This window comes from Janthinobacterium sp. SUN100, assembly GCF_030397705.1.
Classification (GTDB): Bacteria; Pseudomonadota; Gammaproteobacteria; order Burkholderiales; family Burkholderiaceae_D; genus Janthinobacterium; species Janthinobacterium kumbetense.
The window spans coordinates 666,203-689,524 of sequence record NZ_JAPUBU010000002.1 but is presented as its reverse complement, the minus strand read 5'-3'; the positions used below and the strand labels follow the sequence as shown (position 1 = coordinate 689,524).

Below are 23,322 nucleotides of genomic sequence, written 5' to 3'. Positions count from 1 at the left end.
AGGACCCCATCATGAAAAAAGCTACCTACACCACCATTCCCGGCCTGCTGGCCATGGCCGCCCTGGTCGCCGCCTGCAGCTCCGCACCGACCACCACCAGCCTGCTCGACCAGACGCGCGGCGACTACATGGCGGCGCAATCGAATCCGATCGTGTCGACCTATGCGCCACGCGAATTCCGCGAAGCGAGCGCGGCCCTGGAAGCGGCAAATGCGGCCGCCACGCGCCAGGAAGATAGCGAAAAAGTCGACAAGCTGGCCTACCTGGCCAAGCAAAAGATAGCCACGGCGCAAGAAGTTGCCAAGCAAAAGGCAGCGGAAGCCGATATCGCCAACGCCGGCAAGCAGCGCGACCAGTTGCGCCTCGATGCGCGCACGCAGCAGGCTGACCAGGCCACGGCCCGCGCCCAGTCGGCGCAAGCGGATGCGGAAGCGGCCAAGGCCCAGGCACAAGCGGCTGAAGCGTCGGCCCGCGATGCGCAAGCGCGCGCCGCCGGTCTGGAAGCGCAGCTGGCCGACCTGGCCGCCAAGAAAACGGAACGGGGCATGGTCATCACCCTGGGCGACGTGCTGTTTGGCACGGACAAGGCGAACCTGACGGCCGATGGCGCGAATACGGCGCGCAAGCTGGCCGACGTGCTGAAAAACAACCCGCAACGCACCGTGCTGATCGAAGGCTTCACGGATAGCACGGGCGGTTCCGCGCACAACCTGGAATTGTCGCAACGCCGCGCCGAGTCCGTGCGCAATGCGCTGCTGGAGCAAGGCATCAGCCGCGACCGCATCGCCACGAAAGGCTACGGCGCCGCTTACCCGGCCGCCGGCAACGATACGGCGGCGAACCGCCAGCTGAATCGCCGGGTGGAAATTGTCCTGTCTGAGGACAACACGGCCATTCCCGCCCGCCGCTAAAACACCAGGCCAAACCTGCTGCGCGTCGCGACTTGCGGCCTCCGATGCTCACTGTGCTATAGCACAGCTCCGCTTCTCGGCCACAATTCACTGCCGCTCGCTACGGTTTTGCCAGGTGTTTGATTTGTTAGTAGGCAGCACCGGCCGCTACCTGGCCGGTGGATACCCATGCAAGACTTGAAAGGAAACATCATGACCCAAACATCTGTTGAGATTCCAGCTGGCATCGATACGGCCGCCATCCGCGCCGCCGCGAAAAACCTGGACGACGGCGCCGTCACGGCCGGCTATCAGGGCGACCGCCAGGAGTTGATCACCCTGTTGAATGGGGCGCTGGCCACCGAACTGGTGTGTATTGCGCGCTATAAACGCCATTACTACACCGTGAGCGGACGCGACAACGGCACCATCAAGGCCGAGTTCCTGGAACATGCGCAGCAGGAGCAGGAACACGCCGACTGGCTGGCCGAGCGCATCGTGCAATTGAATGGCAAGCCAGATTTTAATCCTGCAACATTGCTTGCGCGTAGCCATGCCGAGTATGATGACTCCGAAGACGTGCAAAGCATGGTGCGTGCCAACCTGATCGCGGAACGGGTGGCAATCGAGTCGTATCGCCAGATGATCGTGAAAATCGGCGACAAAGACCCGACCACACGCCATTTGTTGATCAAAATCATGGCTGTCGAGGAAGAGCACGCCGATGATATGCGCGATCTAATGGAATAGTGTTTTTGAGTAAAGTAGGTATAGTAACTACATTCATCCACAGCTAAGGAGCTAAACCATGTTGGAAAACAATATCACCACCGTCAATAACGATGTCAAAACCCTGGTCAAGGACGCTCAGGCCCTGTTCAGCGCCGCTGCCGCCCTGACCGGCGAAAAAGCCGACGAAGTGCGCGTCAAGGGCATGAAAACCCTGGATGCCGCGCTGGCCAAGGCACATGAAGCGCAAGCGTCGGCCATCGTCGCCACCAAGCAGATGGCTGCCCAGGCAGACGGTTATGTCAAGGAAAACCCATGGCGCACCGTGGCCGTCGCCGCTGGCGTCGGCGTGCTGGTTGGCTTCATCCTGGGCCGCAAGTAATCCACTGTCAGGAGCGATATGGACAAGTCTGCTTCGTCTCACCAGGGGCCGGGATTGATCGGCTCGGTCGCCGGCCTGGCCAAAAACGCCGTCGGACTGATGTTGTCGCGGCTGGAGCTGGCCACCATCGAACTGTCGGAAGTGCGCAATCACATGTTGCAGCTGATTGTCATTTTCGCGTTGGCGACCGTGGCGGGCTTGTTTGCCATCGCTTACGGCAGCGTGCTGGTCGTCTTCCTGGCCTGGGATAGCCTGGGCTGGAAGATCCTGGCGATCATGACGGTCGTGTTCGTACTGCTGGCGATCGCCCTGGTCATGTATGCGCGCGCCATGTTGCGTCAAGGAAAGCTGTCCATGCCGGCCACCATGGCGGAATTGAAGGCCGACCGCGACATGCTGATGTAAGCGGCCTTACGAGGAGAATTCATGTCGGAAAACGACAAACTGGCGGCGCAAGCCGCCCGCAAGCGCCTGCTGATCGCCCAGGGTGAAATGTACCGCGTGGGCATCGTGCATGCGCGCGCCAACGTGGGCTACGCATTGCGTCCCGAATCGATGCTGCAGGGCGTGGTCGAAACGGCCGTCGGCTTTGCCGGCCACCGCGTCGAATCCCTGCTGGCGCCGGGCGGCATGCGTTTGCAAGGCGCCATGCCTTACGTGCTGACGGCGCTGTCATTTATCGGACGCAAGAAGCTGGTGAAGCCGGCCCTGGTCCTCGTGGCCGTTGCCGCCGTTGCCGCCAGCTGGCTGCGCCGCAAGCGCTGAACGCCAGCCGTGTTGCACAGGAACGCCGTCATCGACGGCGTTTTTTTTGCCCGTACCCAACGTCCGGCACGTGCAGGCGCAATCCCTTACAATGATTCACGCCGCACCCGCGCGGCGGACAGAGGGCCATCTCGATGACGAATTCAAAGACACCGATCAATCAGTTAAATCCCTTGCGCCTGCGCATCGTGCTGGTGCTGCAAGGCGGCGGCGCACTGGGCGCCTACCAGGCTGGCGTCTACCACGCGCTGCACGAACATGGCCTGGCGCCCGACTGGGTGGTGGGCACCTCGATCGGCGCCATCAATGCCGCCATTCTTGCCGGCAACAAGCACGAAGACCGGCTCGTGCGCTTGAAACAGTTCTGGCAGCGCGTGGCGCACCGTGACAGCATCGACATGAACCTGGTATCGGACCAGCAACGCCGCTCGAACATCTGGCTGGCCACGCTCGATACGGTGTTGCGGGGCGTGCCCGGCTTCTTCAAGCCGCGTTCCTTCAGCATGTTTCCGGCAGGAATCGCCGTCAAGCCGGAAGAGGCCAGCTTCTATGACACCAGCGAACTGGCCGGCACCCTCGAAGACCTGGTCGATTTCGATTACCTGAACCAGCCTGGCGGCATGCGCCTGACGGTCAACGCCCTGCGCGTCAAATGCGGCAGCCTCACCAGTTTCGACAGCCAGCAGCAACCCCTGACGGCGGACCATATCCGCGCTAGCGGCGCCTTGCCGCCCGGCTTTGCCGGCGTGCGCGTCGATGGCGACTTATATTGGGATGGCGGCCTGTACTCGAACACGCCGCTGGAAACCGTGCTCGACGACACGCCCCACGTGGACACCCTCGTCTTCATGGTGGACCTGTGGAGCTCGGAAGGGCCGGAACCGACCACCCTCGACGAAGTGCAGACGCGGCAAAAGGACGTCACCTTCGCGTCGCGCTCGAAGCGTCATATCGCCGATTATGTCAATACGCATACCTTGCAGCGCAAATTGCGCGAACTGTACGCCGGGCTGCCCGATACCAAGCACAACCGCCAGCAGACGGAAGAGCTGGTCGCGCTCGGCTGCGACAGCACCATGCACATCGTGCGCCTGCCGTACGCAGGACGCGACTGGCACATGGCGGCCAAGGACATCAATTTTTCCAAGGGCTCCATCGAGTGGCGCTGGGAGCAGGGTTACCAGGATGGCTTGCGCGCGATCAAGGCGGCCGGCTGGCTCGCCTATGTCACGGAAGACACGCCGCTCGTGGTGCACGAACTGCCCCCTTACGAGCGCGACGCCGCCTGATTAGGCCGAGTCGCAAGAGTACGCTTCACTACTGCGGATGGGCTGCTTCGCGCAGTTTTTCCGCGTTCGCCATGTCTTGCCGGTAAGTGTCTTGCGCCTCCTTCAGGCAGGTGGCGCGCGCCGCGGAAGGTTCCGAACGGCAGGCTTTCTTGGCTTCGGCCAGGGCGGCGGCGATTTCCTTGCGCAGGGTGCGCAGCTGGGCTTGCGCCGTGCTGTCTTCCTGATACCAGCGTTGCGGGTCGCCCGGCTGCGGCGCGGCCGTCTGGGCCAGTGCCAGCGGCGCCAGGCTGCAGGCGAACAGGGTGGCCAAGAGTGTGTTGTGGATAGTCATGATATTTCCTCCTTGAAATAAAAAAGGCGCCGTAGCGCCTTTTTTTACAACCTGCCCGTCAGTAATAGCAGGATCAGTATCACTACGACGAGGCCGGCGATGCCGCTGGGGCCGTAACCCCAGTTGCGGCTGTGCGGCCAGGTAGGCAGGACGCCGACCAGGGCCAGGATCAAGATGATCAGAATGATGGTGCCCATGGTATCTCCTAGTTGGTGCATGGTCCGGCGCAGGCTTGCGGGCAAGCCTGGCCAGGGGATTAATAGCGGTAGACGCGGCCGTCAACGATGCGCACGCGATTGCCGGGGCGCAAGTCATTCGCGTTGTCCTGCACCACGGTGCGGTATTCGCCGTTATCGAGGCGCACGCTGATCTGGTAGCCCTGCGCTTGCTGCCTGCGGCCTTCCACCTGATTGCCCACGACGCCGCCGGCGACGGCGCCCGCCACGGTGGCGGCCGTGCGTCCGCCGCCCGAGCCGATGGTGTTGCCCAGCAGGGCGCCCGCGATGCCGCCCACGACGGCGCCGGCGCCGCTGGTTTGCCCGCCGCCCTGCACAAGCTGGATGGAATCGACGGTGCCGTACATGGCGGACTCAGGCTGGTTGGCTGGATAGTATGGTTGTTGTGACTGGTAAGAGGGGCCGGTGGCGCAACCGCTCAGTACGGCGGTGGCGGCGAGCATCAGTGCAGCCATGGTGGCGTTGGTTTTCATTTTATTCTCCTGACGAGGTGAGGGTGTAGTGCCATCTTAGTCATGCCCCCGTCCCCGGTCTGTACGCTGCCGCACGTACTTATTTCGTGTCGAAATGGTATTTTTTACCACGGCGATCCCGCGAAACGTTGTTATTTCTCCCTGTCTGCCTCCCGCTTTCAAAATAAATTACTTGTGTACGGCAGCGTACAGAAGAGAGGCGGCGATCCACGTAAAACGGTAGTCATGCCAAGCAGACATGCTTGCTACCACCAGGGAGAAATACATGAACAAGAATAAGCTTTTCACCGCCATCGTCGTCAGCCTGGCGTGCGCCGCCTGGGGCGGCCAGGCAGTGGCTGCCACGCCGGAAGCGAAAGCGGCGTACAAGGCGGCCAACGAGCAGGCGGGCCTCAATTACAAGCTGGCGCATGCCGAATGCGAAAAAATCACGGGCAACCCGAAGGATGTCTGCATCGCCGAAGCGAAGGCCGTGCGTGCTTATGATGAAGCCGTGGCCCAGGCGCAATACACGAATACCCTGCGTGCCTACACCAAGGCGCGCATCAAGATTGCCGATGCCAACTACGACGTCGACCTGGCGCGCTGCAATGCGCTGACGGGCAACGACAAGGATGTCTGCGTCAAGCTGGCCAAGTCCACCAAGGTGGCGGCCCTGGCCGACGCCAAGGCGGACAAGAAAGTGATCGAAGCGCGCAGCGATGCGCGCGAAGCAAAAAGAAAAGCCGAGTACAAGGTCGCGACAGAAAAATGCGATGCATTAGCCGGCGCAGCCAAGGATGACTGTATCAAGGCTGCAAAAACCCAGTTCGGTTACTGAGCTCCCTCCGGCGCGCAGTCACCAGACTGGTATAAGAAGCTCATTGTGAGCACATTGATTGACCACTCCTAAGGAAACCACCATGAAATTCACTAAATCTATCGCTACTGGCCTTTTCGTCGCTTCCCTGTTCGCCGTTGCAGGCTGCGCTTCGACCCCAACCAAGGAAGGCACGGGCGAGTACATCGACGACGCGGCCATCACCACCAAGGTGAAAGCCAGCATCTTCAACGAGCCTACCCTGAAATCGACGGAAATCAACGTTGAAACCTTCAAGGGCGTGGTTCAGCTGAGCGGCTTCGTGGCCCAGCCGTCGGATGCCGCCAAAGCAGGCGAAGTCGCCCGTGGCGTCAAGGGCGTGAAGTCGGTGAAAAACGACATCCGCGTCAAGTAATGGCCTGACCTGCCGCAGCGGCCCGCCCCACGGCTGGCCCTGCGGCCCACCACCGACCGTCGCGGGAATCGCATGCATATCCAGCCTACAGATACCCCGCCCGAGCCGGTGGCGGCCGCCTCCACCGAGCCTGCCGGGCCACCTCCCGGCGCGCCCGTGGAGAATCCGGACGCATCCCTGCGTTTGCCGCTGCATGTCAATGCGCGTGGCATGGCGCTGGGCATCATCGCCACCGTCAGCTTCATTTATGCGCTGCAGTGGGCACAGAAATTCCTCATTCCCGTCATCTTCGGCATTTTCATTGCCTATACCCTCAATCCCGTCGTCGCCTGGCTGGAAAAGCTGCGCCTGCCGCGCGCCATCGCCGCCACCGCCGTGACGGCCCTGATCCTGTTCGGCTCCATCGTCGTCGTCGAGCGCGTGCAGGGCGAATTCGAATCCATCGTGGAAGAATTGCCGGCCGCCACGCATAAACTGTCGCGCCTGATCGCCGCCAATACGGGCGGCAAGAACAGCACCTTCCAGAAGATGCAGGCCGTCGCCAATGAAATCGAGCAAGTGGCCGCCGGTGCCGAGGCGCGCCGCAACAACCGCCGCGCCGCCGCGGCCGAGGCGCCCAACTTCAAGATCATGGACTGGGTCTGGGCCGGCTCGCTGGGCCTGGTGGGCTTCCTCAGCCAGGCCACCATGGTCATCTTCCTCGTGTTTTTCCTGCTGCTGTCGGGCGATACCTTCAAGCGCAAGCTCGTCAAGCTGACGGGGCCGTCGCTGAGCCGCAAGAAAGTCACCGTGCACATCCTGGAAGACATCAATACCTCCATCCAGAACTATATGTTCATGCTGCTCGTCACAAATGGCTTGCTGGCCGTCCTGATGTGGATCGCCCTGCGCGTGATCGGCCTGGAAAACGCGGGCGCCTGGGCCATCGTGGCCGGCTTGCTGCACATCATGCCGTATTTCGGCCCCTTGCTCATCACCATCGCCACGGGCCTGGTGGCCTTTTTGCAGTTCGAATCGCTGGAAATGGTCTTGCTGGTGACGGGCACGTCGATGGCGATTGCCACCCTGGTGGGCACCTTTGTCACCACCTGGATGACGGGGCGCATCGCCCGCATGAATCCCACGGCCGTGTTCATCAGCCTGCTGTTCTGGGGCTGGCTGTGGGGCGTCTGGGGCTTGCTGCTGGGCGTGCCCATCATCGTCATCGTGAAAGTCGTGGCCGAGCGCGTGCAGGGCATGGAAGTGGTGGCCGAGCTGCTGGGCGAATAGTTTGCGGTAACTCAAGAAAAACGGCGCCCGCGGGCGCCGTTTTGACTTGCCGCAGCCGGCTCAGGATTGGTGGCGTTTCAATATCTTGACTTGCACGTCGCCATCGTCCGTCTTCGGCATATCCTTCATGCTGCCCAGCTGCAGGGCGAACTGGCGCGTGAATTCGGCGCCCAGGAAGAAGATTTGCGCCGAGTAATATACCCACAACAGCAGGGCCACGAGCGAACCGGCCGCGCCATAGCTGCTGGCCACGCCGCTATTGCCGATATACACGCCAATTGCATATTTCCCCAGGGAAAACATGAAGGCCGTGCCCACGGCGCCGATCACCACGTCGCGCCAGGACAGGCGCACGCGCGGCAGCATTTTATAGATGACGGCAAACAGGCTGGCGATGACGGCAAAGCCGATCAGGTTCGACAGGATGGTAAACAACACGGCCGTGTCTTTCCACACGCCTTCCCAGAAATTGGCGAGGATGGCCATGGCTGCATTGACCACCAGCGACACCATCAGCAGGAAGGCCAGCACCAGCACGAGGCCAAAGGACAGCAAGCGCGTGCGCAGCATGTCCCAGGCGCCCGCTTCCTTCAAGGGCGGCACTTGCCAGATTTCATCCAGGCTGGCTTTCAGTTCGGCAAACACGCTGGTGGCGCCAAACAGCAGCAGGGCGCTGGCGATGAGGGTGGCGATGCGGCCCTGCTCATGATTCTTCGCGCCGGCCAGCACCAGCTGGATGGCTTCGGCGCCCTGCGTGCCCAGCAAGCCCTGCAATTGCCCCATCAGCTCGCCGCGCGCGGCGGCTGGACCATAGAAAAAGCCCGCGATGGCGATCACCAGCACGAGGATGGGGGCGATGGAAAACAGGGTGTAATAGGCGAGGGCGGCGCCCTTGCTCGAGGCGCGGTGTTCCAGCCATTCGGTGACGGAACAGACGATGACGCTGCGCATCTGCTTGCTGAACGGCGCCAGGCCGGCCAGTCTGGGATAGCGGGGGGAAATATTCATGATGGCTTTCAATGCAAAAAAGGGGCGCGAGCCCCTTTTTCTATTCACGAGTGGCGTACCACTGTTGAGCTTACTGCACGCGGCGTTCGATGGTGATCTGTTCCACTTCAACGCGGCGGTTTGGTTCCAGGCACTTGATCAGGTCGGCACGCTTCTTGTTATCGCAGGTGACGACAGGATTGGTGGAGCCCTTGCCTTCGGCCGTCAGGCGGTTGGCGGCGACACCGTGAGCGACCAGGTATTCCTTGACTGCATCAGCGCGCTGCTGCGACAGTTTCAGGTTGTACTTGGGCGAACCGATGCGGTCGGCATAACCGCTGATGACGACGTTGTTGACGTCCGGCGCTGCGTTCAGCACGCGGGCGATTTCGTCGAGCTTGGTCTGTGTCGGACCCAGCTTGGCGCTGTCGAACGCGAACAGTTCCGTTGCCGCCATCGTCACTTTTTCAAAGCGTGGCGGCGGTGGTGGCGGTGGTGGCACGACCACGACGACTTCTTCACGCACTGGCGGCGGTGGCGGTGGTGGCGGCGGTGCAGGCGGTTTGTCGAACGCGTAGTTCAGGCCCACGGTGACGTAGTAGTTGTTGGACTTGCTGCTCGGGTCGAAGGTGTTGCCACGCAGGAAGCCGTGCACATTGCGTACGTCAGCTTGGAGGGACAACTGATCCGTGATGCTGGACTGGAAACCCAGGCCCACGCTGGCGTACGGCGAGCTCTTGCTGCGTTCACCGAAGGCGAAGCTGGTGTCCTTGTCGCGCTGCATGCCGGCACCGACCAGCAGGAAGGGGCGGAAGGCTTTGCGCGAGAACATGTACAGGCCGTCTACGCCCAGCGTATTTTGCTGGTAGCGCTGACCGCCATCCTTGGAGCGGGCATACGTGGTGCCCAGCTGGATATCCCAGTCCGGCGAAACGGGTTTACCGAAACGCAAGCCCGCGCCATAGCCGGTTTTATCCGTGGCGAAGTCGGAATCTGGCTTGAGTGCGTTGATGCTAGGTTGAATGTACCAGGAGGGATTGATTTCCTGGGCCTGTGCGCCGAGGGCGGAGCACAGTACTGCGGCGGCGACGGCGATTTTTTTTAGATTATTCACAAGTAACTCCCAACGTTGATAAGAGATTTTCTCTACTGCATCAATGCGACAACTGCCAGACATGCTATTGCTAGAGGTAGACAACAATTCCAGGTGCGCTTTCTTGCGATAAATGCACTGCTGTTGGACTAGAGAATACGGTTGCAGGTTCAACTGGTCGGTGCGTTGGCGCACAAAGCATTGTTGTATATCAATGGTGTTGCAGATTCACGACAAAGACTTCGGTGTTGAAAAAAACTAATTCGCCTCGGGAAACTTTTGCAATCACGGCCACTTCCTGGCGCCGCGACCAGAGGCAATCGTACGACTTGTTACCAGCGTGCCACTGTATATTAGCAACAATGATGAGCTTGATAACTAATATTACATTGATGTTGTATTCCTGCCGCGTTCTGTTGCCTTGCCGGGCTTCTTCCAGGCAACTTTTACGCGCCGCAGCCAGCTCCGCCACTTTTCATCAAGGAGTCACCCGTGCCTGATCACCCCCGTGTTGTTTCCTCCCCGCTGTCTGGCAAACTGGGCCCGCTATGTCTGCTGGGCCTGCTGCTATCGCCGGGTCTGGCCATGCCGGCCTGGGCCGATAGCGGCGTGTCCCTGTTTTCGCCCAGCGGCACGGTCAAGGCCGTGCGCCAGGTGCGGGCCCAGTTCGCCACGCCGATGGTGCCGTTCGGCGACATGGGCTTGCCCGCGCCGTTCGCCATCGATTGCGGCAAGGCCGAGCCTGCCGTCGTGGCGGGCGCGGGACGCTGGGCCGACGAGCGCAACTGGAACTACGATTTCGAGCGCGACTTGCCGGCCGGCGTGGCCTGCAGCTTTACCTTGAAAGCGGGGCTGAAGGACGTGGCGGGCCAGGCATTGCAGGGCACTGGCGCTTACCGCTTTTCCACGGGCGGCCCGGCCATCGTCGAGGCCGTACCATATGACGGCCAGCCGTATATCGATGAAAACCAGATCTTCGTGCTGGGCCTGGACGCCGCGCCGAACGAGGCCAGCGTGGCCGCCAACGCGTATTGCCGCGCCGATGGCATCAATGAAAAGATTCCCGTGCGCTTGCTCAAAGGCAAGGAACTGGAGCAGGTATTGACCCTGCGCAAGAGTTTTCTCGACCGCTACCTGACCGTGTATTTCAAGAAGCGGGGCACGCTGTGGAAGGTGGGCATGCCCGTCGCCAGCAAGGGCGCGCCGCCGCTGCCCGTTACCGTGCTGCAATGCAAGCGCAGCTTCCCCGCCAACGCCAAGGTGTCGCTCGTGTGGGGCGAGGGCATTGCCAGCGCCAGCGGCATCGCCACGGACAAGGCGCAAACCCTGCAGTTCAAGACGCGGCCCGACTTTACGGCCAAGTTCAGCTGCGAACGCAGCAACCCGAAGGAGCAGTGCATTCCCTTCCTGCCCATGCGCGTGCAGTTTTCCGCGCCCGTGAGCGCGGCGCAGGTGCGCGCCATGACCTTGAAGGGCGGCGGCAAGACGTATGCGCCGACGATATCAAAAGACGAGGAAAAGGCGGAATTCCTGTACGGCGCCACCTTCAACGGTCCGTTTCCCGTGCAAGCCAGTTTCGTGCTGAATTTGCCGCCGAAATTGACGGATGACGCGGGCCGCGCCTTGCTCAACCGCGCGCGCTTCCCCATGACGGTGCGCACGGGCGAACAGCCGCCGCTGCTCAAGTTCCCGGCCCCGTTCGGCATCATCGAAGCGAAGGGCGACGGCTTGCTGCCCGTCACCGTGCGCAATATCGAGCCCGTGCTGTCTGGCAAGGAAATCGCCCAGCCAGCCGCCGCCACGGGCGCCACCTTGCGCGTGCCCGACAATGACGACAAGTTCGTCATCGAGTGGATGCGGCGCCTGGCCGGCAATGGCGACGGGGGAGAGTACTGGCAGCCGTACGCCCAGTATGCGGGCAACATGAGCAAATCCGTGCTGGCGGACGCGGCCGGTACGCGCCCCCTCAGCTTGCCCCGTCCGGACGGCAAGAAAACCTTTGAAGTGATCGGCATCCCGTTGCAGAAGCCGGGCTTTTACGTGGTCGAGCTGGCCAGCCCCATCCTGGGCAAAGTGCTGCTGGGCAAACCGACGACGGCCTACATCCGCACGGCCGCGCTGGTGACGAACCTGGCGGCCCACTTCAAGCATGGCGCGCAATCGTCGCTCGTGTGGGTGACGTCGCTGGACAAGGGCGCGCCTGTTGCGAAAGCGCAAGTGGCCGTGCGCGACTGCGCCGGCAAGCTGCTGTGGCAAGGCGCCACGGGCGCGGACGGCGTGGCACACATTCCCGGCGAGCTGGCCAATTCCAGCTGCAAGAACAATGGCCGCTACTTTATCAGTGCGCGCAGCGGCGGCGACATGACGTTCACCCTGTCGGACTGGGTGGGCGGCATCGAAGCCTGGCGCTTCAATTTGCCCACGGACGACACGCGCGCCGACAACACCTTGCTGGCCACCGTATTCGACCGCACCTTGCTGCGCGCCGGCGAAACCGTGCACATGAAGCATTTCATCCGCAAGCACACGGGCGAAGGCATGAGCCTGGTCGACAAGAACAACGGCCCCGGCAGCGCCACCTCCATCGTCATCACGCACCAGGGCAGCGACCAGAACTACCAATTGCCCCTGCGCTGGTCGGCCGGCGGCACGGCGGAAAGCGACTGGCTCATTCCCGCCGACGCCAAGCAGGGCGAGTACAGCGTGACGATGGCGGGCCGTCCTTCCGGCAGTTTCCGCGTAGAAGCGTTCCGCGTGCCCACCATGAAAGCCGTGCTGCAGGGACCGAAGGCCCCCGCCGTGCAGGCGAAGCAGCTGGCCCTGGATGCGCAAATCACCTATCTGGCCGGCGGCGCCGCCACGAATGCGCCCGTCAAGCTGCGCACGGTGCTGCAAGACAAGAGCGTGACGTTTGCCGACTATCCCGATTACAGCTTCAGCAATGGCGACGTGAAGGAGGGGCTCGTCAAGCAGGGCACGGGCTACGACGACGATGAGGGCGAATGGCAGGACGAAGGCCATGGCGCGGCCGGCGCGGGCGCGGCGGCCGCGCGCACGCAAAGCTTGACCCTGGACAAGGCGGGCGGCGCGCGCATCGTCATCGACCAGCTGCCGCAGCTGTCCACGCCGCGCGACCTGGTGGCGGAAATGGCCTTCCAGGATGCGAATGGCGAGACAGCCTCGGTGGCTGCGCGGGTGCCGCTGTGGCCGTCCAACTATGTGATCGGCATCAAGCCCGACGCCTGGGCCTTGAGCAAGGATGCGTTCAAGTTCACTGTGGCCGTGCTGGGCACCAATGGCAAGCCCGTGGCGAACGCCCCCGTTGCCGTGGATTTCTTCCAGCGCAACAGCTATTCGCACCGCCGGCGCCTGATCGGCGGCTTCTATGCATATGAAAACAGCAGCGAAGTGGTCAAGCTGGGCCCCGCGTGCTCGGGCAAGACGGACAACAAGGGCCTCTTGATCTGCGACGTGAAGGCGCCCGCCAGCGGCAATCTGATACTGCGCGCCCGCACGCAGGACAGTGCCGGCAATGCGGCCGTCGCCAACCGCGAAACCTGGGTGGCCGGCAGCGGCGACTGGTGGTTCAACGCCAGCGACAATGACCGCATCGACGTCTTGCCTGAAAAGAAACGCTATGAACCGGGCCAGGAAGCGAGCTTGCAAGTGCGCATGCCCTTCCGCTCGGGCACGGCCCTGATCACGGTCGAGCGCGAAGGCATCCTCGACACCTATGTGCGCCAGCTCAATGGCCGGGAACCGGTGGTGGCTATCCCTGTCAAACCGAATTACGCGCCGAATGTGTATGTATCCGTGTTTGTCGTGCGGGGCAGGGTCGATGGCGTGCAGCCGACGGCCCTGGTCGACCTGGGCAAGCCAGCCTACAAGATGGGCATCGCACCGCTGAACGTGGGTTGGCAGGCGCATGAACTGAACGTGATGGTCGTGTCCGACAAGGAGGTGTACAAGACGCGCGACAAGGCGGAAGTGTCCGTGCGCGTGCGCCGCGCCGACGGTAAAGCCTTGCCGGCCGGCGCGGAAGTGGCGCTGGCGGCCGTCGACACGGGTTTATTGGAACTGATGCCCAACGATAGCTGGAAGTTGCTCGATACCATGATGGCGCAGCGCAGCCTGCAGGTGGAAACGGCGACGGCGCAGATGCAGGTGATCGGCAAGCGCCACTTCGGCCGCAAGGCCTTCCCGGCCGGCGGTGGCGGCGGCAAGGGCGCCAGCCGCGAACTGTTCGACACCCTGCTGTTCTGGAAGGGCACCGTCAAGCTCGACGCCAAGGGCGAAGCGATGGTGCAAGTGCCGCTCAACGATTCGCTGACGGGCTTCCGCATCGTCGCCATCGCCAGTGCCGGCAAGGAATTGTTTGGCACGGGCAGCACGGACATCCGCAGCTCGCAAGACTTGATCCTGCTGTCCGGCTTGCCGACCCTCGTGCGCGAAGGCGACCAGTTGCGCGCGGGATTCACCGTGCGCAACACCTCGGCCACATCCTTGAACGTGGACCTCAACGCCACGGCGGCCGGCAAGGCCTTGCCGCGCCAGAGTGTGACCCTGGCGGCGGGCGAGGCGCGCGAAGTGGGCTGGGATTACCAGGTGCCGCTCGGCGCGGCCAGCATTGTGTGGGAGATCGGCGCGAAGGCGGGTAGCGGGTCTGGCAACACTACGGACAAGCTGAAAATCACGCAAAAAGTGGGCCAGGCCACGCCCGTGCGCACGTATCAAGCCACCTTGCAGCAGATCGACAAGCCCGTCAATATGTCCGTGCAAATGCCGGCCGGCGCCTTGCCGGGCCGGGGCGGCATCCAGACCAGCTTTGTCGCCAAACTGGGCGGCGAACTGCCCGGCGTGCGCGAGTACATGGCTGCGTATCCGTACACCTGCTTCGAGCAAAACACGTCGAAAGCCATCGCCCTGCAAGACCAGGAGGCGTGGAACAAGCTGGCCGCCAGCTTGCCCGCCTACCTGGACAGCGATGGCATGCTGAAATACTTCCCCATCATGGAGCAGGGCAGCGACAGCTTGACGGCGTATGTGCTGTCGGCAACGAGGGAGGCGGGCTATGCGATTCCCGAACAGACGAAGAACCGCATGGAAGAAGCCTTGACGGCCTTCGTGCAAGGCCGCCTCGTGCGCCGTTCCGCGCTGGACACGACCGACTTGGCCGTGCGCAAGCTGGCCGCGCTGGAAGCGCTGTCGCGTTCCAACAAGGTGCCGCCCGACGCCCTGGAGAGCATCAGCATCAACCCGAACCTGTGGCCGACGTCGGCCATCATCGACTGGAGCTTGTTGCTGCAACGCACGCCAAGCCTGGCGCGCCGCGATGCATTGCTGGCCGAGGCGCAGCAGATTCTGCGTTCGCGCCTGAACTTCCAGGGCACGACCATGGGCTTTTCCACCGAGCGCAAGGATAACTGGTGGTGGCTGATGGTGTCCGGCGACGTCAACGCCAACCGGCTGTTGCTGGCCGTGATGGACAATCCCGCTTGGAAAGATGACATCGGCCGCCTCGTGCGCGGCAGCATGGGCCGCCAGAAGAAGGGCCGCTGGGATACCACGGTGGCCAACGCCTGGGGTACCCTGGCGATTGCCAAGTTCTCGGCCAAGTTCGAGTCCACCCCCGTGACGGGCGCCAGCGCCGTCAAATTGGGCAGCGATACGCAAGCGCTCGTGTGGAATGGCGCGGCGAAAGTGGGGCCCGTGCTGCAAGCGTGGCCGAAAGGCACGGACACCCTGGGTCTGGCGCACAGCGGCACGGGCAAGCCGTGGGCCACCGTGCAAAGCCTGGCCGCCATCCCGCTCAAGGCGCCCGTGTCCAGCGGTTACTCGATCAAGAAAACCATTACGCCCGTGGAACAGAAGACGGCGGGTGCGTGGTCGCGCGGCGACGTCTACCGCGTGCGCCTGGACTTGTCGGCGCAGGCGGACATGAGCTGGGTGGTGGTCGACGACCCGATCCCCGCCAGCGCCACGGTGCTGGGCAACGGCCTGGGCCGCGATTCGCAGCTGCTGACGGCCGGCGAAAAATCCACGGGCTGGGTCTGGCCCACGTTCGAGGAACGGGCCTTCGACGCCTTCCGCGCCTATTACGCCTTCGTGCCGAAGGGTAACTGGAGCGTGGAATACACGGTGCGCCTGAACAATGCCGGGGATTTCAGCCTGCCCGCCACGCGCATCGAAGCCATGTATTCGCCGGAAATGTTTGGCGAGTCGCCGAACGCGAATGTGAAGGTGGGGCAGTGAAGAGTTTGATTTTTGTCACGGGCTGCCTGCTGGCCGGCCAGGTTCTCGCCGAGGTGGTCCTGACGCAGGCCCAGGTGCAGGCCGCCTACCGCAGTTCGGAAGCGCAATTGCTGGACCGCAGCGGCGCGCCCCTGCAATCCTTGCGCGTGGATATGAAGGTGCGGCGCTTGCCGTGGGTGCCGCTGGCCGACATCTCGCCCGCCGTGCAGCAAGCCGTGCTGCTGGCGGAAGACCAGCGCTTCATGCGCCACGGCGGCGTGGATGTGTCCGCGCTAGCCACGGCCGTCTGGGACAATCTGTTTTCCAAGAAACCCCGGGGCGCTTCCACCATCACCATGCAGCTGGCGGGCCAGCTGGATGCGGACTTGCAGGCATCCTCGGGCGGACGCAGCCTGCGCCAGAAGTGGGACCAGATGCGCGCCGCCCAGGCGATCGAGGATAGCTGGAGCAAGGCGCAGATTTTCGAAGCGTATTTGAACCTCGTGTCGTTCCGCGGCGAATTGCAGGGCATCGCGTCCGCCTCGTACAGCCTGTTCGGCAAGGCGCCGTCGGGCCTGAACCAGACGGATGGCATCATTTTGGCCAGCCTCGTGCGGGCGCCGAACGCGCCGCCGGCCACCGTCACGCGCCGCGCCTGCGCGCTGGCGAAGGAATGGCGCATGGACAGCAGTTGCCAGCTGATCGGCCAGCGCGTGCAGACGGCCTTGCAGCGCAACGCGCTGTACGCGGACCTGGCGCCGGCGCCGCAAGTGGCGCAGCAACTGTTGAAACAGCCGGGCGCGCAAGTGGCCAGCACGCTCGACGGTCCCTTGCAGCGTTTCGCGCAGGAAAATCTGCGCCAGCAACTGGCATCCTTGCGCGAGCGCAATGTCAACGATGGCGCCATCATCGTGCTCGACAACCGCAGCGGAGAGATTCTCGCCTATGTCGGCAATGCGGGCGGCAGTCATGTGGATGGCGTGGCGGCCTTGCGCCAGGCTGGTTCCACCTTGAAACCATTCCTGTATGAACTGGCCATCGAGCGCCGGCTGATGACGGCCGCGTCCGTCATGGACGACTCGCCGCTCGACGTCGCCACGGCGTCCGGCATGTATGCGCCGCAAAACTATGACCGCAATTTCAAGGGATACGTCAGCGCCCGCACCAGCCTGGCCAGTTCGCTCAATATTCCCGCCGTGCGCACGGTATTGCTGACGGGGCAGGACGGCTTCTACAACCGCCTGACGGACGTGGGCCTGTCCAGCTTGACGGAACCGGCCGAATACTACGGCCCTTCGCTGGCGCTGGGCTCGTCCGAAGTGACCTTGCTGGAACTGGCCAACGCCTACCGCGCGCTGGCGAATGGCGGGCTGTACAGCACGGCCAGCCTGCAGCCGGGCCAGGCTGGCAAGGACAAACGCCGCGTGATGGAAGCGGGCGCCGCCTTCATCGTGGGCGACATCCTGGCCGACCGCGCCGCGCGCAGCATGACCTTTGGCTTGCGCAACGAACTGGGGACGAATTTCTGGAGCGCCGTCAAGACGGGCACGAGCAAGGACATGCGCGACAACTGGTGCATGGGCTATTCGGCGCGCTACACGGTGGGCGTGTGGGTGGGCAACTTCGATGGCAAGCCCATGTGGGACGTGTCGGGCGTGACGGGCGCCGCGCCCGTGTGGCGCGACGTCATGGATTACCTGCACAAGAACGTGCCCAGCCATGCGCCGAAAGCGCCGCCCGGCGTGCTGCAGCAAATGGTGGCGTACCAGCCCGCGCTGGAAGCGCCGCGCCGCGAATGGTTTATTGCCGGCACGGAAAGCCCCGTCATCGCCGTCGTGGGCGACACGGTGAAGCCGCCCGCCATCGTTTATCCGGCCGACGACAGCATCCTCGCCATCGACCCCGACATCCCGCCCGCTTTGCAGCGCGTATTCTTCCAGGCCCAGGGCAGCCACGCCTTGCGCTGGGTGCTCGACGGCAAGGACCTGGGCGGTGCAGCGGAGAGCATCAGCTGGCGCCCCGTGCCCGGCAAGCACGCGCTGGCCCTCGTCGACGACGCCGGCAAGACGGTGGCGCGGGTGGCGTTCCAGGTGCGGGGAAATGCGCTGGCGCAGCTTGCCGCACAGGGTAAGTAATCAGTTCGATGGATAGTTCGCCGGGTCGATGGCTGGCGTGACGTAATGCCGCAATACATCGCCGCCGTGCGGGTGTTTTTGCGTGCGGCGTCTTTCGTCCGATGGCGGACTGACCAGCACGATGGTCGCTTCTTCCGGATTACGCAGATTCACCACGGCGCTGACGCCGCCGTCGCGGTAGCTGCCCATCACGCCGACGGCCATTTGCACGAACAGAGTGGCCGCGCCCGTGTTGCCCAGGCGCTGGTCCGTATCGATCCACTGCTGCGGCTTGCCGCTGTCGAGTTCCGTGCCGCCGTCTTCCGCATGTTTCAACAAGGTCTTGTGCAATGCAATTAGTTGCGCCTGCTTGCCGCCCGTGGCGGCGACCAGGCGTGCCGGGGCGGCGGGGCGCTCGGCTTCCGGCAAGCTGTGCAGGGCCTCCTGCCAGCCCGCCTGCAAGGCCTGTTCGCGCTGGTCGCGGCGCGTGAGCGGCTTGCCGTGTTCATCCGTCATCCTGACGAACGTGGGCCTGTGGATGAAGCCGAAGGTCGGCAGGCGGTCCAGTTGCGCCAACTGTTCCTTGTTGAAGGGCACAGGAAACCAGGGCGTGGGCTGCCACTCTTTCGGCGGATGATAGGTCTTGTGCTGGAGCTTGTCGAGCATGCTGAAGCTGCCTGTGCCACGGATGTCGGGACGCTGCGCGAATTGTGCGGCGACGGGCAGCCATTCGGCGATTGAGGGCTGGCGCCGGGTGGTGGCTGCCGGGTCGCTTTCCAGACGTTCCTGGGGCACGGTGCCCATCAAGTCATAGTAGGCCAGATACAGGCGCCGCGCCACGCCGTAGGTATTCAAGTCATCGACGCTGTCCTCGGGCGGCGCATCGTCGTAGGCGAACTTTCGCACGGCATCGATGCGTTCGCGCCGGGCCAGCACGAACAGGGCCGAGGCGTCGGGCATTTCGGGAATGTAGCGGCCGTCATGTGTGAGCGACGGAGAGTTGTCCGGGCTGTACAGGTTGCGCGTGGGCATGCTGTCTTCGGAATTGAGCACGATGTAAGGCACGTCGGGATGGGCATCGAAAAAGGCGAACACGTCTTCCAGGATGCGGTCCGGATGTTCGCTCAGGCGGCGTGGACCACTGGCGAACAGATGCCAGTGCAGACCGGATGACGCGGCGCCACCGGCCAGGCCTATGGCTGGAGAGTCGGGGCTGTCCAGCATGCGCGAATTAAAGATTGGTGGCTCAGCATTGAAAACGGGGACGCCAAAATACATGGGAGTATCCCTCGCCCCATTCTCCAGTGTGTCGCCACCGCGGCCACCTGCTATTCCAGCTCTTTGCATGGCATCCCAGGTGTACTTTTCCTTGTCCCGTTCGCGGATGCTGGCATAGGCGTTTCCCTGCTGCAGCGCTTCCCACAGTTTTCCCTGCCGGTATTTGTCCAGGGTGACGCCGAGACCGATCACTTCCAGCACATATTCCCGCTTGTCCTGTTCGCTAGGCGCCGCCTGCTGCACTTGCGGCTTTGCGACGGCCACGGGCTTGGGCGAATGCAGCCAGCGAGAGCCGAGCAATGTAGCTGCCACGATGGGGGGGATCAGCAAGAACCATTGCAGGTGCTTCCATATTTTTCTGCTCATTGTGAACTCCAGCAAGAAAGGGGATGGAATGAACATTAGTAGCAGTGCCAACACGATGGCAGCTGCACCAATCGAATACTGCCAGCGTGGGAATAAATTTTTCATCTTGGAATATCGTCGCTTGATTTATGGACGACCGGAGTGATGAGCGACTCAGTGCGTCTACCGTTGACTATTTCACAAATGACGGTAGACGGCAGGCCTGCTTGCAATGCGGGCACAAAGGCTGGTAACTCTCCCGAACTGTAATAATGGGCATTACCTTCAATGATTTGCTTGCGTTGTAGAGGTTCTGCAGCCCAATAGGCTGCAAATTTTTTCATGAAATCCTCCCATCTCAGGATGGATTGTCTTATAGGATTTTTTTTGTCGTTTTGCAGCCGCCAATCCGCCACCGCACACAAATACCGGTAAAACCTCGGATCGCTGCTCGCCTTCCCGCTGCCGATGGCCACGTCATACGCAGTCACGTTGCGGTGGTTTTCCGCGTTGCCGATGATGGCGCCGTGGAAGGATTTGGGGCTGACCTCGTTCTGCCAGCGCTGGCGCGCCTCGTTCGGGGTTTCTTCGCGGTCCACGCGCAGCCTGTCGCCGCCGCCCGGGTGGCGCGAGACGCGGTCGAGCTTGCATTGGTCGCCCGCTTCCTTGCCCAGGTTCAGGGCCTTTTCCACTTGCTCGCGCTCGCCCGCGCCGAACATGCCGGCGCCGAATTCGGGAATGCGGTGTTTTAGCGGGCGCGGGTCGGCGATGATTTCCTGCTTGCGCATGCGCAAACCTTGCTTGCTGGTCACCGCGATGGCCGCGTCGATCGGGTCGACTTCCTCGCACGGTCCTTGCTGGTCGCGCGGCAGCCTGGCCTGGTCGGAATCCTTCGGGAATTGCCCAGGGCGGATCTCGCCGCCGTCCAGCACGGCCGCCCTGGGTACGCGCAGCGCTTCGCCATTGATCGTGCGCAAGCCTTCGCGCCTTCCCGCTGCCGTGGAAAAGACATTCCATTTGCTGGGCTTGACGGGCGGCCAGGGCGCTTCGTCATGGCTGGCGCGGTGACCCCGGTTGGCGCCCGCCACGTGGGCATGGTCATCCTCGCCTTCCACGCGCAGGGCGAAGTCGTGCGGCGGCAGGCCCACCGGCACCGGCCCGCGGTTCTTGCCGGCCGCATCGGGGCGTTGTTTGTTGGTAAATACGCGCTGGTAAAACCCTTTGCCCAGTTCCGCCAGCGGCTGGCGGCGCTGGAATTCCTTTTCCCAGTAGGTGGGGCCGTCGCCCCAGATGCTTTTGTTCGTCTTGCCCTTGGTTTTGGACAGGCCATGGCCATCGACGTGGTCGGGTATGCCTTGCCAGCCTATGCCCTGCATATTATCCAGCGCCACAGTCATGTCTTCGGGGCAAAAGTACAGATAAACCTTGCCCCGGTTGTCGCGGTCCGCTTCCGCGCGCCATGCGGCGCCCGCCATGCCATGGCAGATCGTGTGATCCTTGATGTGCGCAAAGGCGGGCGTGGCGTGCTTTTTTGCCACCACGCCCTGCACGATCTGTACGAGGGTTTGCAAGCGTGCATGCAGGGTCTGGCGGTTGTCGATGGCGTCGTACTGGCTTTCCATCACAGCATCGCGGCCGCCGCCGAAGATGCGGCTCGCCTCCGCCGCGCCGAAAAACATCGTCGTGTCTTCCACCAGGCTGTAGGGCGGATGCGTGAGGATCAGGGTGTCGGCGGGGCGCTTGCCCTCATCGAGCAGGAAGGCTTGCGCCAGCAGCGAGATCAGACAGCCCTGGCTGTGCGCGACGATGGATACCACGTCGTTGCTGTCGTAGTCGCGGATCATGGCGATCAGCGCGGCCAGGCGCTTGGCCGCCAGCACCATGTACATGCGGCCCGGCGCCGTCATCAGTGGACGCACGGGGTCGCCGCCCACATCGTAGGGTGAAAACAGCCCCTTGTTCCACATGTCGGGCAGGGTGTTGGTGGCATTGCCGAACGGACCGCCGTTCTTCGACATGTCCTTGTCCAGGCGGTTGCCGTAGCGGTCAGTGTTTTGGCCGTTGACCACTTTGCTGGCGTTGCCGCGTTCGCGAAAGCCCCAGTAAAACGGAATGACGGGGCTGTACGTCGCCTCATCAGGCTTGCGCTTGAAATACACATCGTCCGGGTCGGCGATGGTTTCACGCTTGTCGGCCTCTTGCGGCAGGCGGTAGGCGGCTGGGGTGAAAACGTGGCCGCCGCCGTACATGCGCGCGTCGAGTCCCTGGCACAGCCCCTTTTCCACGGCACTGAAACTCGTGCCCACGTCATTGACGCCATGGATGACGATGACGTTGCCCGGCAGTTCGGGGCGGATGCGCACGATGGCTTCCTGCGTGCGGTCGCAGTGCAGCAGGGCGGTGCTCTTGCCGCTGATATACGGAAGTTTGGGATACGCCATCGCCGCTCCAGGCTGACCAGACAGGTCAGTGTAGAGGGGCGGGATGACTGATTAATTGCGTTTCCGCAAGCATTGCGGAAAAGAAGGCGTCCTTACGGCGCGCTGATGATCTTCGTCAGCGCGATGCGGTACGCGGGCTGCACGTCGCCATCCTTGTCCAGCTTGTCCGTCATGATCGCGCCATAGCCTTGCGCGTACCACACGTATTCGCCGCTTTTACCACGGCTCTTGCCGCCGACGTCGCGCAGTTCGAACTTGCAGGCGTCTGGGAAGCGGCGGCCGCCCAGTTCCAGGCGTTCCCAGCCGAGGAAGGTGATGGAGAAATCGCGTTTATCGGTGCGCGTGGAGGTGGTGATCTTGTCGGACAGGCCCGCCAGCGGGTAGTGGGTGCTCGTTTGCGTGTCCGTGAACTGCACGCGCACTTCCTGGCCCGGGCGCATGTTGGCGGGGATGGCGGACTGCGGCGTGTAGACGTTCTTGCTGCGCACGGTGCCGTCTTCGTTGTAGTGGATGGCGCCCGTCAGGAAGACCTGGCCGTCGCGGATATCCTGGTAGGACGTGGCCAGCAGCACGCCGCCGTCGAGGATCAGCTGCGTGCCTTTCTGTTTCTTGCCCTCGAACATCTCTTCGACGTTGACTTGCGCGTCGCCATTGTTCTTGCTGAATTTGATGCCTGTCGTCAATTCCATGCATTCGCCCACCGTGGGCGCCGCCTGTACGCTCGCGGCCGCGAATACGCTGGCCGCCGCCATTCCACACCATGCTGCTTTCATTGTCATCCTGGATATATTGCAAAGGCGCGATGATAGCGTGCCTTGGAGCAATGTGGCGCAGCGCTGGAGGCAGACTTAGCGGGCCGGTGCGACTGGCGTCGCTGACGGCGCGGTGGCCGGTCCGCTGGCGGCCGGGGTGTCCGGCGTGGCCACGGGCTTGCCGCGCCGCGTGCGCTTGTCCGTGCGCGTCTTGCCGGGCTTGGCGTCGTGGATCGGCTTGCCTTTGTTATCGAGCTTGTCGGATTGGTCCGATTGCTGGCCAGGGTCCCTGGCATTGTTGGTGTGGTTGCCCGTCTGGTTCACATTCGTCGTCGACTGGGCTTGCACCCAGGCGCCGCCGACGGTCATCAGGGTGGCGGCCAGCAAGAGAGCGGCGGTTTTCATGGCGGTATCCTGTGAGAAATGAGGTTGAGCTTGCATTCTCACACAGGAGTCCGTCCGCACGGGTAGGACGCCGCCTCATGGCCGTGTCGGCTATTTGC

At 62.9% G+C, this 23,322-nt stretch carries 21 protein-coding genes; 11 read left to right on the top strand and 10 right to left on the bottom strand.

What is annotated here, in order from left to right; translation table 11 throughout:
• The first annotated feature begins 11 nt into the window (after positions 1-11).
• The 6 genes from O0881_RS15330 (at position 12) to O0881_RS15305 (ending at position 4,055) form a co-directional block, all read left to right on the top strand.
• Positions 12-911 (top strand): OmpA family protein, encoded by a 900-nt coding sequence (locus O0881_RS15330; protein ID WP_099664889.1) that lies wholly within the window; start codon positions 12-14, stop codon positions 909-911.
• Positions 912-1,103: 192 nt separating this feature from the next.
• Entirely contained in the window at positions 1,104-1,640 is a 537-nt protein-coding gene (locus O0881_RS15325; protein WP_070224913.1) for a ferritin-like domain-containing protein, read from the top strand.
• 58 nt (positions 1,641-1,698) lie between these two features.
• Positions 1,699-2,001 (top strand): DUF883 family protein, encoded by a 303-nt coding sequence (locus O0881_RS15320; protein ID WP_035826246.1) that lies wholly within the window; start codon positions 1,699-1,701, stop codon positions 1,999-2,001.
• 18 nt (positions 2,002-2,019) lie between these two features.
• Positions 2,020-2,406, top strand: a complete 387-nt coding sequence (locus O0881_RS15315) for a phage holin family protein (protein ID WP_251350778.1) — start codon at positions 2,020-2,022, stop codon at positions 2,404-2,406.
• A gap of 21 nt (positions 2,407-2,427) precedes the next feature.
• The gene (locus O0881_RS15310; RefSeq protein WP_035826249.1) at positions 2,428-2,766 is read left to right on the top strand and encodes a hypothetical protein; all 339 of its coding nucleotides are present in this window, start codon (positions 2,428-2,430) and stop codon (positions 2,764-2,766) included.
• A gap of 134 nt (positions 2,767-2,900) precedes the next feature.
• Positions 2,901-4,055: a patatin-like phospholipase family protein gene (locus O0881_RS15305; protein WP_289912001.1), complete on the top strand. Its 1,155-nt coding sequence runs from the start codon at positions 2,901-2,903 to the stop codon at positions 4,053-4,055.
• Between the two features lie 28 nt (positions 4,056-4,083).
• On the opposite strand, the gene O0881_RS15300 is transcribed toward O0881_RS15305, so the two are convergent.
• The 3 genes from O0881_RS15300 to O0881_RS15290 are packed head-to-tail and all read right to left on the bottom strand — an operon-like array spanning position 4,084 to position 5,095.
• On the bottom strand, positions 4,084-4,386 hold the full coding sequence (locus tag O0881_RS15300) for a hypothetical protein (protein ID WP_289899245.1): 303 nt from the start codon (positions 4,384-4,386) through the stop codon (positions 4,084-4,086).
• 44 nt (positions 4,387-4,430) lie between these two features.
• A complete protein-coding gene (locus tag O0881_RS15295; protein ID WP_010396415.1) occupies positions 4,431-4,583 on the bottom strand; it encodes a DUF3309 family protein in 153 nt (50 codons plus the stop codon).
• Between the two features lie 59 nt (positions 4,584-4,642).
• The gene (locus tag O0881_RS15290; RefSeq protein ID WP_077401560.1) at positions 4,643-5,095 is read right to left on the bottom strand and encodes a glycine zipper 2TM domain-containing protein; all 453 of its coding nucleotides are present in this window, start codon (positions 5,093-5,095) and stop codon (positions 4,643-4,645) included.
• A gap of 265 nt (positions 5,096-5,360) precedes the next feature.
• Here O0881_RS15290 and O0881_RS15285 point away from each other — a divergent pair, with 265 nt between their 5' ends.
• The 3 genes from O0881_RS15285 (at position 5,361) to O0881_RS15275 (ending at position 7,578) form a co-directional block, all read left to right on the top strand.
• Positions 5,361-5,915, top strand: a complete 555-nt coding sequence (locus tag O0881_RS15285) for a hypothetical protein (protein WP_071078642.1) — start codon at positions 5,361-5,363, stop codon at positions 5,913-5,915.
• An 82-nt stretch (positions 5,916-5,997) separates the two neighbouring features.
• Complete coding sequence (locus O0881_RS15280; protein ID WP_046682432.1) at positions 5,998-6,309, top strand: BON domain-containing protein; 312 nt, start codon at positions 5,998-6,000, stop codon at positions 6,307-6,309.
• 177 nt (positions 6,310-6,486) lie between these two features.
• Complete coding sequence (locus O0881_RS15275; protein ID WP_251350953.1) at positions 6,487-7,578, top strand: AI-2E family transporter; 1,092 nt, start codon at positions 6,487-6,489, stop codon at positions 7,576-7,578.
• A 60-nt stretch (positions 7,579-7,638) separates the two neighbouring features.
• Here O0881_RS15275 and O0881_RS15270 read toward each other — a convergent pair whose 3' ends face one another.
• The 3 genes from O0881_RS15270 to O0881_RS15260 all read right to left on the bottom strand — a co-directional run bounded on the left by O0881_RS15270 (position 7,639) and on the right by O0881_RS15260 (position 10,130).
• The gene (locus tag O0881_RS15270) at positions 7,639-8,586 is read right to left on the bottom strand and encodes a YihY/virulence factor BrkB family protein (RefSeq protein ID WP_099664884.1); all 948 of its coding nucleotides are present in this window, start codon (positions 8,584-8,586) and stop codon (positions 7,639-7,641) included.
• 70 nt (positions 8,587-8,656) lie between these two features.
• Complete coding sequence (locus O0881_RS15265; protein ID WP_289911999.1) at positions 8,657-9,679, bottom strand: OmpA family protein; 1,023 nt, start codon at positions 9,677-9,679, stop codon at positions 8,657-8,659.
• A gap of 190 nt (positions 9,680-9,869) precedes the next feature.
• Complete coding sequence (locus tag O0881_RS15260) at positions 9,870-10,130, bottom strand: hypothetical protein (protein WP_289911998.1); 261 nt, start codon at positions 10,128-10,130, stop codon at positions 9,870-9,872.
• Positions 10,131-10,150: 20 nt separating this feature from the next.
• Here O0881_RS15260 and O0881_RS15255 point away from each other — a divergent pair, with 20 nt between their 5' ends.
• Together O0881_RS15255 and pbpC are read left to right on the top strand one after the other, a co-directional pair.
• On the top strand, positions 10,151-15,910 hold the full coding sequence (locus O0881_RS15255) for an MG2 domain-containing protein (RefSeq protein WP_289911997.1): 5,760 nt from the start codon (positions 10,151-10,153) through the stop codon (positions 15,908-15,910).
• Complete coding sequence (gene pbpC / locus O0881_RS15250; RefSeq protein WP_354670215.1) at positions 15,907-18,024, top strand: penicillin-binding protein 1C; 2,118 nt, start codon at positions 15,907-15,909, stop codon at positions 18,022-18,024. Before O0881_RS15255 ends, pbpC begins: the two co-directional genes overlap by 4 nt.
• Here pbpC and O0881_RS15245 read toward each other — a convergent pair whose 3' ends face one another.
• The 4 genes from O0881_RS15245 to O0881_RS15230 form a co-directional block, all read right to left on the bottom strand.
• Entirely contained in the window at positions 18,025-19,647 is a 1,623-nt protein-coding gene (locus O0881_RS15245; RefSeq protein ID WP_289911996.1) for a DUF2875 family protein, read from the bottom strand.
• 101 nt (positions 19,648-19,748) lie between these two features.
• Positions 19,749-22,067 carry a DUF3274 domain-containing protein gene (locus O0881_RS15240; RefSeq protein ID WP_289911995.1) on the bottom strand — a complete coding sequence of 773 codons (2,319 nt, stop codon included), beginning with the start codon at positions 22,065-22,067 and terminating at the stop codon, positions 19,749-19,751.
• A gap of 92 nt (positions 22,068-22,159) precedes the next feature.
• Positions 22,160-22,840: a hypothetical protein gene (locus tag O0881_RS15235; protein ID WP_289911994.1), complete on the bottom strand. Its 681-nt coding sequence runs from the start codon at positions 22,838-22,840 to the stop codon at positions 22,160-22,162.
• A gap of 75 nt (positions 22,841-22,915) precedes the next feature.
• Complete coding sequence (locus O0881_RS15230) at positions 22,916-23,224, bottom strand: hypothetical protein (protein WP_289911993.1); 309 nt, start codon at positions 23,222-23,224, stop codon at positions 22,916-22,918.
• Positions 23,225-23,322: the final 98 nt, after the last annotated feature.